19 protein-coding genes are annotated in these 15,417 nt (G+C 69.5%); all 19 read right to left on the minus strand.

The annotated features are described in order from the left end of the window. Complete coding sequence (locus tag PKE79_RS03930) at positions 1–597, minus strand: GTP cyclohydrolase II (RefSeq protein WP_271172438.1); 597 nt, start codon at positions 595–597, stop codon at positions 1–3. A gap of 734 nt (positions 598–1,331) precedes the next feature. After that, positions 1,332–2,405: a hypothetical protein gene (locus tag PKE79_RS03935; RefSeq protein WP_271172355.1), complete on the minus strand. Its 1,074-nt coding sequence runs from the start codon at positions 2,403–2,405 to the stop codon at positions 1,332–1,334. 216 nt (positions 2,406–2,621) lie between these two features. After that, positions 2,622–3,977 (minus strand): phosphoglucosamine mutase, encoded by a 1,356-nt coding sequence (gene glmM / locus PKE79_RS03940; RefSeq protein WP_271172356.1) that lies wholly within the window; start codon positions 3,975–3,977, stop codon positions 2,622–2,624. 14 nt (positions 3,978–3,991) lie between these two features. Then, on the minus strand, positions 3,992–4,456 hold the full coding sequence (rpsI, locus tag PKE79_RS03945; RefSeq protein ID WP_374727767.1) for a 30S ribosomal protein S9: 465 nt from the start codon (positions 4,454–4,456) through the stop codon (positions 3,992–3,994). A gap of 33 nt (positions 4,457–4,489) precedes the next feature. Next, positions 4,490–4,936: a 50S ribosomal protein L13 gene (gene rplM, locus PKE79_RS03950; RefSeq protein ID WP_271172358.1), complete on the minus strand. Its 447-nt coding sequence runs from the start codon at positions 4,934–4,936 to the stop codon at positions 4,490–4,492. 170 nt (positions 4,937–5,106) lie between these two features. Continuing rightward, positions 5,107–5,775 (minus strand): endonuclease/exonuclease/phosphatase family protein, encoded by a 669-nt coding sequence (locus PKE79_RS03955; RefSeq protein WP_271172359.1) that lies wholly within the window; start codon positions 5,773–5,775, stop codon positions 5,107–5,109. Between the two features lie 104 nt (positions 5,776–5,879). Then, the gene (locus PKE79_RS03960; protein WP_271172360.1) at positions 5,880–6,743 is read right to left on the minus strand and encodes a tRNA pseudouridine synthase A; all 864 of its coding nucleotides are present in this window, start codon (positions 6,741–6,743) and stop codon (positions 5,880–5,882) included. Positions 6,744–7,253: 510 nt separating this feature from the next. Then, complete coding sequence (gene mtnN / locus PKE79_RS03965; protein WP_271172361.1) at positions 7,254–7,949, minus strand: 5'-methylthioadenosine/S-adenosylhomocysteine nucleosidase; 696 nt, start codon at positions 7,947–7,949, stop codon at positions 7,254–7,256. Beyond that, the gene (locus tag PKE79_RS03970; RefSeq protein WP_271172439.1) at positions 7,946–8,413 is read right to left on the minus strand and encodes an S-ribosylhomocysteine lyase; all 468 of its coding nucleotides are present in this window, start codon (positions 8,411–8,413) and stop codon (positions 7,946–7,948) included. Before PKE79_RS03970 ends, mtnN begins: the two co-directional genes overlap by 4 nt. Before the next feature lie 189 nt (positions 8,414–8,602). Beyond that, the gene (gene rplQ, locus PKE79_RS03975) at positions 8,603–9,181 is read right to left on the minus strand and encodes a 50S ribosomal protein L17 (RefSeq protein ID WP_271172362.1); all 579 of its coding nucleotides are present in this window, start codon (positions 9,179–9,181) and stop codon (positions 8,603–8,605) included. A 35-nt stretch (positions 9,182–9,216) separates the two neighbouring features. Continuing rightward, complete coding sequence (locus PKE79_RS03980; protein ID WP_271172363.1) at positions 9,217–10,206, minus strand: DNA-directed RNA polymerase subunit alpha; 990 nt, start codon at positions 10,204–10,206, stop codon at positions 9,217–9,219. A 144-nt stretch (positions 10,207–10,350) separates the two neighbouring features. Continuing rightward, positions 10,351–10,749: a 30S ribosomal protein S11 gene (gene rpsK, locus PKE79_RS03985; protein ID WP_271172364.1), complete on the minus strand. Its 399-nt coding sequence runs from the start codon at positions 10,747–10,749 to the stop codon at positions 10,351–10,353. Between the two features lie 28 nt (positions 10,750–10,777). Further along, positions 10,778–11,152 carry a 30S ribosomal protein S13 gene (rpsM, locus tag PKE79_RS03990; RefSeq protein WP_271172365.1) on the minus strand — a complete coding sequence of 125 codons (375 nt, stop codon included), beginning with the start codon at positions 11,150–11,152 and terminating at the stop codon, positions 10,778–10,780. A gap of 168 nt (positions 11,153–11,320) precedes the next feature. Continuing rightward, positions 11,321–11,437, minus strand: coding sequence for a 50S ribosomal protein L36 (gene rpmJ, locus PKE79_RS03995; RefSeq protein WP_005050492.1), 117 nt, complete (start codon positions 11,435–11,437; stop codon positions 11,321–11,323). 73 nt (positions 11,438–11,510) lie between these two features. Then, positions 11,511–11,738, minus strand: coding sequence for a translation initiation factor IF-1 (gene infA, locus PKE79_RS04000; protein ID WP_156242004.1), 228 nt, complete (start codon positions 11,736–11,738; stop codon positions 11,511–11,513). Between the two features lie 164 nt (positions 11,739–11,902). Then, positions 11,903–12,592, minus strand: a complete 690-nt coding sequence (locus PKE79_RS04005; RefSeq protein WP_271172366.1) for a DsbA family protein — start codon at positions 12,590–12,592, stop codon at positions 11,903–11,905. 23 nt (positions 12,593–12,615) lie between these two features. Then, complete coding sequence (gene map, locus PKE79_RS04010; protein ID WP_271172367.1) at positions 12,616–13,461, minus strand: type I methionyl aminopeptidase; 846 nt, start codon at positions 13,459–13,461, stop codon at positions 12,616–12,618. A 4-nt stretch (positions 13,462–13,465) separates the two neighbouring features. Next, the gene (locus PKE79_RS04015; RefSeq protein WP_271172368.1) at positions 13,466–14,059 is read right to left on the minus strand and encodes an adenylate kinase; all 594 of its coding nucleotides are present in this window, start codon (positions 14,057–14,059) and stop codon (positions 13,466–13,468) included. Then, positions 14,056–15,381 carry a preprotein translocase subunit SecY gene (gene secY / locus PKE79_RS04020; RefSeq protein ID WP_271172369.1) on the minus strand — a complete coding sequence of 442 codons (1,326 nt, stop codon included), beginning with the start codon at positions 15,379–15,381 and terminating at the stop codon, positions 14,056–14,058. Before secY ends, PKE79_RS04015 begins: the two co-directional genes overlap by 4 nt. Positions 15,382–15,417 lie beyond the last annotated feature (36 nt).

Raw genomic sequence — 15,417 nt, forward strand, 5'->3', positions numbered from 1 at the left:
TCAGGCTGCGGGCAGATCGATCGTGTGCGCGGTGTGATCGCGCTTCGTGCGCAGGTAGTTCGCGTTCGAGGCCGAGAGGTGCACGGCCGTGGGAACGCGCTCTTCGACCGCGACGCCGAGGGCGCCGAGCTGGGCGGCCTTGTCGGGGTTGTTGCTCAGCAGGCGGATGCGGTCGACGCCGACTGCGCGCAGCATCTGCGCCGCCGAGGTGTAGTCGCGCTCATCCTCACCGTGGCCGAGCGCGAGGTTCGCCTCGTAGGTATCGAGTCCCGCGTCCTGCAGGGCATAGGCGTCGAGCTTCGCGTAGAGTCCGATGCCGCGTCCCTCCTGGCGGAGGTACAGCAGGAAGCCGCCCTCGTCGGCGATGCGCTCGACGGCCTCGCGCAGCTGCGGGCCGCAGTCGCAGCGCTCCGAGCCGAAGACGTCGCCCGTGAGGCACTCGCTGTGCGGGCGGACGAGCGGTGCGACGCCGTCGCGCTCGAGTGCGCCGCGCCAGTCGCCCAGCGCGAGAAGGAGGTGCTCCCGGCCGTCGGCGAGTCCGTCGAACGTGATGACCTCGGCCTCCGTCGCGTATCCGTCGGGGAACCGAAGAGGGATGCGCACGCGCACCCGCTCACGGGCGGCGGGGACATCCAGCGTCGCAGCGGGGCGCGAATCCGAGAACTCGATCACAGCAGGTGAAACAGCCCTCTCCGGCGTCTATTCCCTCGAATCGAGAATGTGACGAGGGGGCCTTTGGCGCGTGTCTCGGTACGGGCGGGAATCCGCCCCGGATGACCGCGGGAAGCGAGACACGGGGCGTCCGCCGGACGAGCGTGTCTCGGTGCCGGCGGGAATCGGGCTCGGATAACCGTGGGAAGCGAGACACGGGGTGTCAGCCGGACGAGCGTGTCTCGGTACCGGCGGGAATCCGCTCCCGATAACGGCGGGAAGCGAGACACGGGGTGCCCGCCGGACGAGCGTGTCTCGGTACCGGCGGGAATCCGGCCCGGATAACCGCGGGAAGCGAGACACGCGGCGTGCGTCGGACCGGCGTGTCTCGGTACCAGCGGGAATCGGGCTCGGATAACGGCGGGGCGTGAGACACGGGGGGCCCGCCGGACGAGCGTGTCTCGGTACCGGCGGGAATCGAGCCCGGATGACCGCGGGAAGCGAGACACGGGGCGTCCGCCGGACGAGCGTGTCTCGGTGCCGGCGGGAATCGGGCCCGGATAACCGCGGGACGCGAGACACGCCGCGTGCGTCGGACCGGCGTGTCTCGGTACCGGCGGGAATCGGCCCCGGATAACCGCGCGAAGTGAGACACGTGAGGTCTCGGCCCGAACGAGCGGCTACGACGCGTCGGGAGCAGGGGTCTCGGGAGTCGGGTCGTCGGGAGCGGGCGTCTCGGGAGCGGGCGTCTCCGGAGTCGGATCTTCGGGCGTCGGCGTCGGCTCCTCGGGCTCGGGCGTCGGCTCCGGGCTCGTCTCGGGCGTCGGCTCGGGCGACGGGTCCGGCGTCGGCACGGGAGCGGGCACGACCGGCGTCTGCTGCCGCTCGCGCTCCTCCGCCTCGCGCTGCTCCTGCTCGAGGCGCTCCTGCTCGATCGCGATCGCCGCCCGATGCTGGTCCGCACGCAGCGCATCGACCGCAGAGGCGAACTCCTTTAGCCGCTGCTCCAGCTGGGCGGGGTCGCTCGCGTCCGCCGCGCTCTGCGCGGCCGACGCGACCGCCGCGCGGAAGTCCTCGACAGCATCGGGGTTCTCCCCCAGGATCACCTCGGCGCGGGGCAGCAGGGATCCACGGAATGCCTCAAGCGCCGCGGAGAACTCGGCGTCGAGCTCCGCCATCCGATTGCGCGCCTCGCCGACGGCTGCGATGGTCGCGTCGGCTTCGGCCTCGGCCCCGTCGAGGGCCGTGAGGGCACGGTCGAGATCCTCATCCGTCTCGACCGTCGCGGTCTCGGGCACGGCTGCCGGCTCGGACGGCAATTCTAGTCGGCCGAGCCCGTCCGCATAGGCGGCCACCGCCTGCGCGGCGGTCGACCGCGCGGCCTCGTCGGCGTACCCCTCCGCGCCCGCAAGGGCCGTGGACATCCGCTCGGCCGTCTCCGTGCGGGTCGCGATCGCGGCGGCGACATCGGACCGCGCGGAAGACGCCTCATCCCGAGCCGAGACAGCCTCCGCACGAGCGCTCGCGTACTGCTCGGTCCGGTCCGACTCCCCCGCCCGCGCGAGCATCGGCCCCGCCACGAGCGCGACGACGACGATCGCCAGGACGACGGCCGCCGCCGACCCGATGAGCAGCGGACGCAGACTCCGGCCCGGTGCCTGCGCGCGAAGCGAACGACGCGTGGGCGCGAGGTCGGGGTGAACCGGCACCCAGGTGGTGCGCATCGGGCGTTCGGGCGTCTCGGAGCGGGGCATCGTCTCCAGGATAGAGAGACGACCGTACGTCCGACGATTCGGCGGCCGCGGCCATCCGCCCAGAGAGCGCGGAGGGCAAACCCGCGGATGGCCCCGGCTCGCGTCAAGCGCGCCGCAGCGAACCCGGCTCGCGTCAAACCCGCCCCGGCAAACCCGCCCCGTCAAGCGCCCCGACCGATGACCCCGGCAGGCCCGCGCGCCGGGAACGGCCGCGCGTCAGAGCGCGAGCCGCTCCCGGACGACGTCGGCGATCGCGTCGGCGTGACGCTGGGCCGAGGCGCCGTCGGCTGCCTCGACCATCACGCGGACGAGCGACTCCGTACCCGATGCGCGCAGGAGCACGCGGCCGGTGTCGCCGAGCTCGGCCTCGACCGTGCGGACGACGTCCTGCACGACCTCGTCGTCGACGCGCGTCTTGTCGACGCCCTTCACGTTGACGAGCACCTGCGGGTAGACCGTCATGATCGCCGCGAGCTCGGCCAGGCTCTTGCCCTGACGTGCCATCTCGGCCACGATGTGCAGGCCCGTGAGCACGCCATCGCCCGTCGTCGCGAAGTCGCTCATGATGACATGGCCCGACTGCTCGCCGCCGAGGGAGTATCCGCCGGCGTTCATCTCCTCGAGCACATAGCGGTCGCCGACGGCGGTCGTCTTGACCGTGATCCCCCGCTCGCGCATCGCGACGTGCAGGCCGAGGTTGCTCATCACGGTCGCGACGAGCGTGTCCTGCGCGAGCATGCCGCGCTCCTGCATCGAGGCGGCGAGGATGGCCATGATCTGGTCTCCGTCGACGGGCGTGCCGTCGGCGGTCACGGCGAGGCAGCGGTCGGCGTCGCCGTCGTGCGCGATGCCGACGTCGGCGCCGTGCGCGACGACGGCCTCGGCGAGCTTGTCGATGTGCGTCGATCCGACGCCGTCGTTGATGTTGAGCCCATCGGGGTCGGCGCCGATGACGGTGACCTGGGCGCCTGCGTCGCGGAACACCTCGGGCGAGACGCCGGCGGCCGCGCCGTGGGCGCAGTCGAGCACGACGCGGATGCCGTCGAGGCGCGCGGGAAGAGAGCCGAGCAGGTGCAGGAGGTAGCGGTCCTCGGCGTCGGAGAAGCGCCGGATGCGGCCGACCTCGCCGCCGGTCGGCAGCAGCTTGTCGCGCGTGAGGTAGCTCTCGATCCGCTGCTCGACGACGTCGGGCAGCTTCACGCCGCCGCGCGCGAAGATCTTGATGCCGTTGTCGGGCGCGGGGTTGTGCGATGCCGAGACCATGACGCCGAAGTCGGCATCGCGGTCGGCGATGAGGAAGGCGAGCGCGGGCGTCGGGATGACGCCGGCGTCGTAGACGTCGACGCCGGATGCCGCGAGACCCGCCGCGACGGCAGCGCTGAGGAACTCGCCCGAGATGCGGGGGTCGCGGCCGATGACGGCCGTGGTGCGCTTGCCCGCGGCTCGGCGCGCCTCCGCGGAACGCCCCTGGCCCAGGACGACCGCGGTCGCCTGGGCCAGGGAGAGAGCCAGGTCGGCGGTGAGGGTGCCGTTGGCAAGCCCTCGCACGCCGTCCGTGCCGAAAAGCGGCATGGAGTGTGTCTGCCTCAGCGCTTCGAGAACTGCGAAGCCTTGCGGGCCTTCTTGAGACCGGCCTTCTTGCGCTCGATGACGCGAGCGTCGCGCGTGAGGAAGCCGGCCTTCTTGAGGGTCGGGCGGTTGTTCTCGCGGTCGACCTCGTTGAGGGCACGGGCGATCGCGAGACGCAGCGCGCCGGCCTGGCCCGAGGGGCCGCCGCCGTTGATGCGGGCGATCACGTCGTAGGCGCCGTTGAGGTTGAGCACCGTGAAGGGGTCCGTGATGAGCTGCTGGTGCAGCTTGTTCGGGAAATAGTCCTCGAGGGTGCGGCCGTTGACCGTGAAGGAGCCCGAGCCGGGGATGATGCGCACGCGGGCGATGGCCTGCTTGCGACGACCCACGGCAGCACCGGGGACGCTCACGACGGGGCGCTCGGCCACGACGACGTCGTTCGCCGGCGTCTCAGTCGAGTAGTTCTGGATGTCGTTTTCGATTTCGTTCGCCACGATGAAGTCCTTAAACGCCGCTTACTGGGCGACCTGGTCGAGGGTGTACGTCTTGGGCTGCTGAGCGGCGTGCGGGTGCTCGGCACCGGCGTACACCTTCAGCTTGGCGAGCTGCTCGCGACCAAGGGTGTTCTTGGGGAGCATGCCGCGGACTGCCTTCTCGACAGCGCGAACCGGGTTCTTCTCGAGGAGCTCGGCGTAGGTGACCGACTTGAGGCCGCCCGGGAAGCCCGAGTGACGGTAGGCCTTCTTCTGCTGGAGCTTCTGACCGGTGAGCGCGACCTTGTCGGCGTTCACGATGATGACGAAGTCGCCCATGTCCATGTGGGGAGCGAAGGTCGCCTTGTGCTTGCCGCGGAGGAGGGCGGCGGCGTGCGAGGCCAGGCGGCCGAGAACGACGTCGGTGGCGTCGATCACGAGCCACTCGCGCTGGGCTTCACCGGCCTTCGGGCTGTAAGTGCGCGTCACAGTAGTGCTGCTTTCTGTTCGAACGGAGACGTTCGTGAATCCCGCTCCGGGCGGTTTGACCGGTCGATGCCGGCCATCACCTGCGGTGGAGGGCTCACGTTCGCGGCGCCCGAGACGGGCACCAAAGAGCAATCCTAACCGATGAGGGTGCGGATGGCCAAAAGCGGTCGTCAGCGATAGCTCGCGCTGACGAGGATGGGCAGGTGATCGCTCGCGCCCTGCGGCAGCGTCGTGATGTCGTCGATCGTCAGCCCGGCGGACGTCGCGAAGTCGTAGTGCCCCCGGAAGAACCGATACCGCGTGTAGGTGCGGGCGTCGCTCAGGGTCAGGTCGTAGCCGTGGCCCTTGATCCGCTCGTGCAGCCGCTCCTTGAAGACGGGGTAGTTGTAGTCGCCCACCATGAGCGTCGGGAGGCCCGGACCCAGGCGCTGGAGCGCACCCAGCGCCGAGCGGATCTGGTGACGCCGGAGCGAGTTGAGTGCGGTGAGCGGAGCCGCATGGAACGACGCGAAGATCACCTCACGCCCGGCATCGATGTCGAACATCCGCGCTCCGAGGAGTCGCTCGTGGGCGGGCTTCAGGAGGATGTCGTGCAGCGAGCGCTTGAGCGAGAGCACGACGACGTCCTCGAGGCGGAACATGTTCTCGCGGTAGTAGAGCGCGAGGCCGAGCCGGTTCCGCTCGGTCGCCTTCGCGAGTCGGAGGCCCGCGACGTGCTCGGGGAGGTCGGTCGTGTCGGCCTCCTGCAGGCAGAGGACGTTCGCCTCCCACCGATCGACCAGGTGCTCGAGCTCCGCGGCCGCGGCGTGCTTGCGGAGGTTGTACGAGATGACTCTCATGCCGCCCACGGTATGCCCGCCGAACGTGCGGAGGCTATGGGTTGCGCGCGCGTGTCCTGGACGCGAGCCGGCCGCCATCCGCTCGCCCGCCATCCGCTCGCGCGTCAGCCGCCGACCTCGTCGGCGTCGCGCCGGTTGCGCGTCTGCTCCGCCCGCTGCGCGAGCTGGTCGTCGGCCGGATAGCCGACCTCGGTGAGCGTGAGGCCGCGCGCGGCGAGCACCTTGAACTCGTTCGTGCGCTCGAGTCCGTCGCGGATGATGCGGAGGTGCTCGGCGGTGAGCTTGCCCTCCCCCACAGCGACGCACGCGCCGACGAGCGCGCGCACCATCGAGTGGCAGAACGCGTCGGCGCGGACGTTCGCGACGAGCACGCCGTCGTCGTCACGGCGCCAGTCGAACTCGAGGAGCGTGCGGATGGTCGTGGCCTCGGGCCGCGGCTTGCAGTACGCCGCGAAGTCCCAGAGTCCGACGAGTCCGCGCGCGGCCTCGTCCATCGCGGCGACGTCGAGCTCCGCGCGGACGGTCGTCGTGCGGTGGCGCTCCATGGGGTCGTAGCCGACGACCTGGTCGGCGATGCGATACGCGTAGCGGCGCCACGTCGCGGAGAAGCGCGCGTCGAATCCCTCGGGCGCGGTCGACACGCGGTTCACGGCGACATCGGAGTACTGGCCGAGCACGCCCATGAGGCGACGCGCGACCGGCTCCATCGGGTCGTCGACCTCGGGGGCGTTGCGACGACGCTGCGTCATCCGCTCCCACTGCACGTCGTCGATGTCGGCGTGGGCGACCTGCCCGGTCGCGTGCACGCCGGCGTCGGTGCGCCCTGCGACCACGAGCTGCACGGGCGAGCTCGCGATCCGCGTGAGCGCCGCCTCGAGCGTGCCCTGGACGGTGCGGAGCCCCGGCTGCCGGGCCCATCCTCGGAAGTTCGTGCCGTCGTACGCGATGTCGAGCCGGATGCGCCGCATCGGTTCAGGATATCGGGGAGCGGCGGGCGCTCTTTCGCGGCCGGGAGCCGGCGACGTCCATCCAGGGCCGCGGCACCGCCAGGGACACGCACCACCCGGCCGCACCGCCGCCCCACCCCGCCGCGGCGCCCCACCGCCCAGGTCGCGAAAACCGTCCCAGAGACCGCCGATACGGACGACAACTGCGACCCGACGGATGGCGCCCAGCCCAGGTCGCGAAAACCGTCCCCAAAACCCTCGATAGGGACGGCAACTGCGACCCAGACGGATGGTGCCCAGCTGTTAGCGCCCAGGTCGCGAAAACCGTCCCAGAAACCGCCGAAAGGGACGACAACTGCGACCCGAACAGATGGCGCCCAGCTGTTGGCGCCCAGGTCGCGAAAACCGTCCCAGAAACCGCCAAAACGGACGACAACTGCGACCCGAACAGATGGCGCCCAGCCCAGGTCGCGAAAACCGTCCCAGAAACCGCCAATAGGGACGACAACTGCGACCCAGACGGATGGGCGCCTAGCCGACGAGCTGCGGCAGCGCCGCGAGCACCGCCTTCGCCGACCGCTCTGCGGCGTCATCGACGTGTGTGAGGAACTCGGTGCCGTCGGGGGCGCAGAGGTCGCTGATCGCACGCACCGACACGAAGCGGACTCCGTGATTGAAGGCCGTCTGCGCGATGGCCGCGGTCTCCATGTCCACGACGTGGATGCCCGGGAAGACCTCGCGGAGACGGTGTGCGATCTCGACCGTGACGAACTTCTCCCCCGAGCCGATGCCGCCGCCGCGCACGCGCACGCCGTCCGGTGCCGATGCGGTGAGAGCCGCGACGGCGAGCGGGTCAGGTGCGTAGCTCGCGGGCATCCCCGGGACCTGGCCCGCCTCGTAGCCGAATGCACGGGCATCCGCTTCGACGTTGACGTAGTCCATCCCGACGAACACGTCCCCGACCTCGACGTCGGCGGCGAGGCCACCGGCCGACCCGGCCGAGACGAGGAGCACGTCGTCGCCGTACCTATGCAGGGCGCCGACCGCGGCATCCGCCGCGTTGACCATGCCGATGCCCGATCGCACGAGCACGAACGTGCGGCCGTCGACCACGACGCCGCGGTGCTCGGCGCGCGCGATGCGGACCGGCTCGCTCACCTCGCTGGCCGCGTCGAGGAAGGGCTGCGCCTCCTCGTCCATCGCGACCTGGACGACGACGGTCGTCATGCGCTCGCGCCCGGCGCGAAGACGGTCGCCCACGCGTCGCGCTGCGCGAGGAAGTCGCGGACGGCGCTCTGGGCGCCCTCGAGGGTGTGGTTCGCACCCCATCCGCATTGCGTCTCGTTCGCGGCGGGCACCTCGGTCGCCTCGAGGATGTCTCGGAGAGTCGCCTCGACGAGCGCGAGGACCTCCTCGTAGGCGGGCTCGCCCTGCAGGATGAGGTAGAAGCCGGTCTGGCACCCCATCGGCGAGAAGTCGATCACGCGATCCGAGTGATTGCGGCTCTTCTCGGCGAAGAGGTGCTCGATCGAGTGGATGGTAGGCATCTCGAGATGCGCGACGTTCGGCTGCGCGAAGCGGACGTCGTACTTCACGATGACGTCGCCCGCCGGCAGCTGCTTGCGGTCGGCGAGGCGCACGTACGGCGCGGACACGATGCGGTGGTCGAGGTTGAACGACTCGACGTTCATGCGGGGCGCTTCAGTCACCCTCCGAGCCTACGCGCCGTCGCGCCGGGGGCGGGTGGTGTGGCCGGGAGGAGGCAGGGGCTGCGGGCGACGGGAGCCCGCCCCTCGCACCGGCCCGGGGCCATCCCCCGCCCGGACACAGCGAAGCGCCCCGCACCATCCGGTGCGGGGCGCTGCGCGGTCGCGAAGTGCTTACTTCGACTCGGCCTCGGGAGCGTCGGCCTCCTCGGCCGCCTCCTCGTCCGATGCCTCGTTGTCGACGAGAGCCTCGCCGGCGGTGTCCTCCGCGGCGACGCCGGCCTCTTCGACCTCGGCGGGCTCGGCGGCCTCGTCCTCGTTCGCGTCGGCGACGGGAGCGGCGGGCTCAGCCGGCGCGGCGGGCTTCGACGTGGACTTCTTCGCCTTCGGCGTGACGGGCTCGAGGACGAGCTCGATCACGGCCATGGGAGCGTTGTCGCCCTTGCGGTTGCCGACCTTGGTGATGCGCGTGTAGCCACCCTCGCGGTCCGCGACGAGCGGAGCGATCTCGTTGAACAGGACGTGCACGACTTCCTTGTCACCGATCACCGAGAGCACGGTGCGGCGCGCGTGGAGGTCGCCGCGCTTGGCCTTGGTGATGAGGCGCTCAGCCAGGGGGCGGAGGCGCTTCGCCTTCGTCTCCGTGGTCTTGATCGACTTGTGGGTGAACAGAGCCGCTGCGAGGTTCGCGAGAAGCAGGCGCTCGTGGGCCGGGCCGCCGCCGAGGCGGGCACCCTTCGTGGGCTTGGGCATTTCTTGTTACTCCAGTATCAGGACAGGAAGTCGGGTCAGAGGGACTCTTCGTCGTAGCCGCTGTAGAAGCCGGTGCCATCGAAGCCGGGCACCGAGTCCTTCAGCGACAGACCGAGCGAGACGAGCTTGTCGCGCACCTCGTCGACCGACTTCTGACCGAAGTTGCGGATGTTCATGAGCTGCGTCTCCGAGAGGGCGACGAGCTCGCTGACCGTGTTGATCCCCTCGCGCTTGAGGCAGTTGTACGAGCGGACCGACAGGTCGAGGTCCTCGATGGGCATCGACAGCTCGTTCGAGAGGACGGTCTCGACCGGCGCGGGGCCGATCTCGATGCCCTCGGCCTCGACGTTCAGCTCGCGGGCGAGGCCGAACAGCTCGACCAGCGTGCGGCCGGCCGACGCGACGGCGTCGCGGGGCGCGATCGACGCCTTCGTCTCGACGTCCAGGATCAGCTTGTCGAAGTCGGTGCGCTCACCGGCACGGGTGGCGTCGACGCGGTAGCTGACCTTGTAGACGGGCGAGTAGATCGAGTCGACGGGGATCTGACCCGCCTCTGCGTACTCGTTGCGGTTCTGCGTCGCCGACACGTAGCCGCGGCCGCGCTCGATCGTGAGCTCGAGCTCGAACTTGGCGTCCGAGTTGAGCGTCGCGATGACGAGCTCGGGGTTGTGGACCTCGACGCCGGCCGGAGCCGAGATGTCTGCGGCCGTGACCTCGCCGGCACCCGTCTTGCGCAGGTACGCGGTGATGGGCTCGTCGCGCTCGCTCGAGACGACCAGCTGCTTGATGTTGAGGATGATCTCGGTGACATCCTCCTTCACGCCGGGGATCGTGCTGAACTCGTGCAGCACGCCGTCGATGCGGATGCTCGTGACAGCCGCGCCGGGGATCGACGAGAGGAGGCTGCGACGGAGCGCGTTGCCGATCGTGTAGCCGAAGCCGGGCTCCAGGGGCTCGATGACGAACCGGCTGCGGAACTCGGAGATCTTCTCCTCGGTGAGGGTCGGACGCTGTGCGATGAGCACTATGTGTTCCTTTCGATCAAGTGCCCGCTATATGACACTTGCGATGATGAGAGGTCTTGAGTTGTACTCGGGACCCAGCTCGCGCCGGGCGTTGAACGGCGAATGCGCCGGGGTGCTCGAACGAGCACCCCGGCGAAGACGTTCTCAGACGCGGCGACGCTTCGGCGGACGGCAGCCGTTGTGAGCCTGCGGCGTCACGTCCTGGATCGAGCCGACCTCGAGGCCGGCGGCCTGGAGCGAGCGGATCGCGGTCTCGCGGCCCGAGCCCGGACCCTTCACGAACACGTCGACCTTCTTGACGCCGTGCTCCTGCGCCTGACGCGCAGCCGACTCGGCGGCGAGGCCGGCGGCGAACGGCGTCGACTTGCGCGAGCCCTTGAAGCCCACGCCACCCGACGAGGCCCAGCTGATCACGGCGCCGGACGGGTCGGTGATCGAGACGATCGTGTTGTTGAACGTCGACTTGATGTGGGCCTGGCCCAGCGCGATGTTCTTCTTCTCCTTGCGGCGCGGCTTGCGCGCGGCAGTCTTCGGTGCAGCCATGGTTTTCTCCTAAACCTATCCGCGCGCCTTAGCGGGCCTTCTTCTTACCGGCGACGGTGCGCTTGGGACCCTTGCGCGTACGCGCGTTGGTCTTCGTGCGCTGACCGCGGACCGGGAGACCACGACGGTGGCGGAGACCCTCGTAGGAGCCGATCTCGACCTTGCGGCGGATGTCGGCGGCGACCTCGCGGCGGAGGTCACCCTCAACCTTGTAGTTGCCCTCGATGTAGTCGCGCAGCGCGACGAGCTGGTCGTCGGAGAGGTCCTTCACGCGGATGTCGGGGCTGACACCGGTGGCGGCGAGGATCTCGTTCGAGCGGGTACGGCCAACGCCGTAGATGTACGTGAGTGCGATCACCACGCGCTTGTCGCGCGGGATGTCGACGCCGGCAAGACGTGCCATGCGGTTCTCCTGATGATTGTGGAGGTGTGGAGCAGGATCGGTGCCCGGGCCTCCGCCCCGAGGTGTCCCCCGCCGAGCGGGTTCTGATCCTGCCTGAATTCAGTTGTGGGTCTCTGCGACTGATCCGTCACGACTCAACGCTCCTTCGTCGCATTGAGCCGCGCCGCATCAGCCCTGGCGCTGCTTGTGGCGCGGGTTGCTCTTGCAGATGACCATGACGCGGCCGTGACGGCGGATCACCTTGCAGTGGTCGCAGATCGGCTTGACGCTGGGGTTGACCTTCATGATGCTTCCTGTTCGCTGTCTTCGTACCGGCGTCGTCGCGCGCGACGGCCGCCGGTCGTTACTTCTCGACCGGTCAGCGGTAGCGGTAGACGATGCGGCCGCGCGTCAGGTCGTAGGGGCTCAGCTCCACGACCACACGGTCTTCGGGGATGATGCGGATGTAGTTCTGCCGCATCTTCCCGGAGATCGTTGCGAGCACCTTGTGCCCAGCGGGCTTGTCGAGCTCGACACGGAACATCGCGTTCGGCAGCGCCTCGACGATGGTCCCCTCGGACTCGATGACTCCGTCTTTCTTCGCCATATCCTCGCTCGCGTAGCTGCAGACCGGTCGGTCTGCGGTGGTTGGATGGTGATGCCGGGTTCGTCGAGACGACACGCCGAGATGAGGCGCAAGGCACCAAAGATCTATGTTAGGTCACGTCGGGCGTGTCGGCAACTCGGCGTGTCGCGCCCTGCGCACCCCTGCTACTTCGTGAGGAGCGGCTCGAGGTCGGTCTCGGGGCCCTGGAGCGTGAGCGAGACGACCTCGCCGTTGACGACGATCGTCGGCGTCGAGATGCCGGTGGCGCCCTCCGCGAGCGGCGTCTCAGGCGTGCGCTCGGCGACATAGTCGGCGTACTCCTCGCCCTGGATGCACGACGCGGCGTCGCCCGCGCCGACCTGCGACGCGTACTCGACGAGCTGGTCGTTCGTGAGGCCCTCGGTCGACTCCGCCGGCTGCTTCTCGAAGAGGCGGTCGACGTAGGCGTAGAACGCGTCGGGGTTCGTCTCGGCGACGCAGTACGCGGCGCTCGCGGCGCGCGTGGAGTACTTCGTGCCCATCGACGCGTTGTCGAGGATCGAGATGGGGTGGATGACGAGCGTGACGTCGCCCGACTTCACCTTCTCGCTCACGTAGTCGCTGTAGCCCGCCCAGTAGTCCCCGCAGAAGGGGCACATGAAGTCGACGTACTCCTCGATGACGTTCGGCCCGTCGCCGAGGCTCACTCCCCCGGTCTCCTCGTTGACGACGCCCGCGGCGGGCGCCTCGGCGGGAGCGGTCGCGGCGTTGTTCATCGTCACGACGAGCGCGCCGACGCCGACGACGGCGACCACGACGACCAGCGAGATGATGATCGCGAACCAGTTCGTCTTCTTGCCAGGGGCTGCCATCATCACGTCAGTTCTTCTCCGGGGTGTCAGGCGATGGGGTGAGGGGTCACGCCGAACGCGGCGAGAGCAGCGGCTCCGCCGTCGGGCGCTGTGAGGACCCAGATGCCGTCATCATGCACGGCGACGCTGTGCTCCCAGTGGGAGCCGTCGCTGCCGTCGACGGTCGACACGGTCCAGTCGTCGTCCTCGACGAAGACCTCCTCCGATCCGGAGGTCATCATCGGCTCGATGCACACGGTGAGCCCGGGGCGTACATCCGCGCCGCGGTCGCTCGTGCGGTAGTTGAAGATCGAGGGCGCCTCGTGCATCTTGCGGCCGATGCCGTGGCCGACGTAGTCGCGCAGGATGCCGGCGGGCTGCCCCGTCCACGAGAGCGGGTTCGCCTCGATGTGGTCCTGGATGGCTGCGCCCACCTCGCCGAGGTGCGCCGCGGAGGCGAGGGCGGCGATCCCCGCCCACATCGAGCCCTCGGTCACGCGAGAGAGCTCCTCGCGGCGCGCGACGACATCCGCATCTCCCCCGGGCACGACGATCGTGATGGCGGAGTCGCCGTTCCATCCGTCCTTCGTCTCGGCGCCGCTGTCGATCGACACGATGTCGCCGGGCTCGAGCACGCGCTCACCCGGGATCCCGTGGACGACCTGCTCGTTGACCGAGATGCACGTCGTGTGGCGGTACCCGCGGACGAGCTGGAAGTTCGAGCGCGCACCGCGCTCGACGATGACGCGGTGGGCGGCGGCGTCGAGCTCGGCGGTCGTGATGCCCGGGCGGATGATCCGGCGCACCTCCTCGAGGGAGGCGGCCGTGATCAGTCCGGGCTCGATCATCGCCCGCAGCTGCGCGGCGTTCTTGTAGGGCGAGCGGCGGAACACGCGCTCAGGCAGCCACGCGCACGAGGCCGCGGGCCTCGAGGGCGGCGAAGATGCGCGCCGTGATCTCGTCGAGCGTGCCGACGCCGTCGATGCGGTCGACGATGCCGCGCTCGGCGTACACGTCGACGATGGGCGCGGTCTCCGACTCGTAGATGTCGAGGCGCTTCGCGATCGCCTCCTCCGTGTCGTCGCTGCGGCCCTGCTCCTCGGCGCGCTTCGCGATGCGCGCGATGGACTCGTCGCGCGGGACGTCGAGGAGGATCACGGCGTCGAGGTTCTCGCCGCGCTCCGCGAGGAACGCGTCGAGGTGGCCGACCTGCGTCGTGTTGCGCGGGTAGCCGTCGAGCAGGAAGCCGCCCTGGGCGTCGTCCTGCGAGAGGCGGTCGCGCACGATCTCGCTCGTGACCTCGTCGGGCACGAGGTCGCCGGCGTCGGTGATCGCCTTCACCTTGAGGCCGAGCTCGGTGCCCTGCTTGATGTTGGCGCGGAAGATGTCGCCGGTCGACACCACGGGGATGCCGAACGCCTCGGCGACGAGCACGCCCTGCGTGCCCTTGCCGGAGCCCTGGGGGCCGACGATGAGGAGACGGGCTGTCATCGGAGGAGTCCTTCGTAGTGGCGCTGCTGGAGCTGCGCGTCGATCTGCTTCACGGTCTCGAGTCCCACGCCGACGATGATGAGGATCGACGCGCCCCCGAACGGGAAGTTCTGGTTGGCGCCGACCGTCGCGAGGGCGATGAGCGGGATGAGAGCGATGAGGCCGAGGTACAGCGAGCCCGGGAGCGTGATGCGCGTGAGCACGTAGTCGAGGTACTCGGCGGTGGGGCGGCCGGCCCGGATCCCGGGGATGAAGCCGCCGTACTTCTTCATGTTGTCGGCGACCTCGACGGGGTTGAACGTGATCGCGACGTAGAAGTAGGTGAACCCGATGATGAGCAGGAAGTACACCAGCATGTACAGCGGGTGGTCGCCTGTCGTCAGGTAGCTGTTGATCCACGTGACCCAGCCGGGCAGGTTGCCCTCGGCGTCGGGCGTGGAGTTGAACTGCGCGACGAGCGACGGGATGTACAGCAGCGACGAGGCGAAGATGACCGGCACGACGCCCGCCATGTTGACCTTGATCGGGATGTACGTGTTCGTGCCGCCGTACGTGCGGCGTCCGACCATCCGCTTCGCGTACTGCACCGGGATGCGCCGCTGCGACTGCTCGACGAACACCACGGCCGCGACGACGACGATGCCGACCGCGAGCACGAGGAGGAAGATCTCGAAGCCGTTCGCCTGCCAGATGGCCCACATCGCGGCCGGGAAGGTCGCGGCGATCGACGTGAAGATGAGCAGCGACATGCCGTTGCCCACGCCGCGCTCGGTGACGAGCTCGGCGAACCACATGATGAGGCCGGTGCCGGCGGTCATCGTGATGATGACGAGCAGCTGCGCCCACCAGGCGTCGTTGGTCAGCACGTTCTCGCACTCGGGGACGCCGGTGACCCCGAACAGCTGGCCGCTGCGCGCGACGGTGATGAGCGTGGTCGACTGCAGGAGCGCGAGCGCGATCGTCAGGTAGCGCGTGTACTGCGTGAGCTTGGCCTGGCCCGCCTGGCCCTCCTTGTAGAGGGTCTCGAAGTGCGGGATGACCACGCGCAGCAGCTGCGTGATGATCGTCGCGGTGATGTAGGGCATGACGCCCAGCGCGAAGATCGACAGCTGCAGGAGCGCGCCACCGGAGAAGAGGTTGACGAGGGAGAGCAGGCCCTGCGTGCCCGACGTCTGATCGATGCAGCTCTGCACGTTCGGGAAGTTGACGAACGGTGCGGGGATGTGCGCGCCGAAGCGGTACACGGCGATGATCCCGAGCGTGAAGCCGATCTTCCGCCGCAGATCGGGCGTGCGGATGATCCGCGCGATAGCGCTGAACAAGGAAGAGCCTCCCAGTGGAATGGAGTGGTGGGCCGC

The sequence above is a fragment of the Microbacterium barkeri genome (assembly GCF_027921765.1).
Classification (GTDB): Bacteria; Actinomycetota; Actinomycetes; order Actinomycetales; family Microbacteriaceae; genus Microbacterium; species Microbacterium barkeri.

Excerpts from the sequence above, each read along its gene's own strand:
- PKE79_RS03935 (WP_271172355.1), bottom strand. The coding sequence starts at position 2,405 with ATGCCCCGCTCCGAGACGCCCGAACGCCCGATGCGCACCACCTGGGTG.
- glmM (WP_271172356.1), bottom strand. The coding sequence starts at position 3,977 with ATGCCGCTTTTCGGCACGGACGGCGTGCGAGGGCTTGCCAACGGCACC.
- PKE79_RS03955 (WP_271172359.1), bottom strand. The coding sequence starts at position 5,775 with ATGAGAGTCATCTCGTACAACCTCCGCAAGCACGCCGCGGCCGCGGAG.
- PKE79_RS03960 (WP_271172360.1), bottom strand. The coding sequence starts at position 6,743 with ATGCGGCGCATCCGGCTCGACATCGCGTACGACGGCACGAACTTCCGA.
- mtnN (WP_271172361.1), bottom strand. The coding sequence starts at position 7,949 with ATGACGACCGTCGTCGTCCAGGTCGCGATGGACGAGGAGGCGCAGCCC.
- PKE79_RS03970 (WP_271172439.1), bottom strand. The coding sequence starts at position 8,413 with ATGAACGTCGAGTCGTTCAACCTCGACCACCGCATCGTGTCCGCGCCG.
- rplQ (WP_271172362.1), bottom strand. The coding sequence starts at position 9,181 with ATGCCCAAGCCCACGAAGGGTGCCCGCCTCGGCGGCGGCCCGGCCCAC.
- rpsK (WP_271172364.1), bottom strand. The coding sequence starts at position 10,749 with ATGGCTGCACCGAAGACTGCCGCGCGCAAGCCGCGCCGCAAGGAGAAG.
- rpsM (WP_271172365.1), bottom strand. The coding sequence starts at position 11,152 with ATGGCACGTCTTGCCGGCGTCGACATCCCGCGCGACAAGCGCGTGGTG.
- rpmJ (WP_005050492.1), bottom strand. The coding sequence starts at position 11,437 with ATGAAGGTCAACCCCAGCGTCAAGCCGATCTGCGACCACTGCAAGGTG.
- infA (WP_156242004.1), bottom strand. The coding sequence starts at position 11,738 with ATGGCGAAGAAAGACGGAGTCATCGAGTCCGAGGGGACCATCGTCGAG.
- PKE79_RS04005 (WP_271172366.1), bottom strand. The coding sequence starts at position 12,592 with ATGATGGCAGCCCCTGGCAAGAAGACGAACTGGTTCGCGATCATCATC.
- PKE79_RS04015 (WP_271172368.1), bottom strand. The coding sequence starts at position 14,059 with ATGACAGCCCGTCTCCTCATCGTCGGCCCCCAGGGCTCCGGCAAGGGC.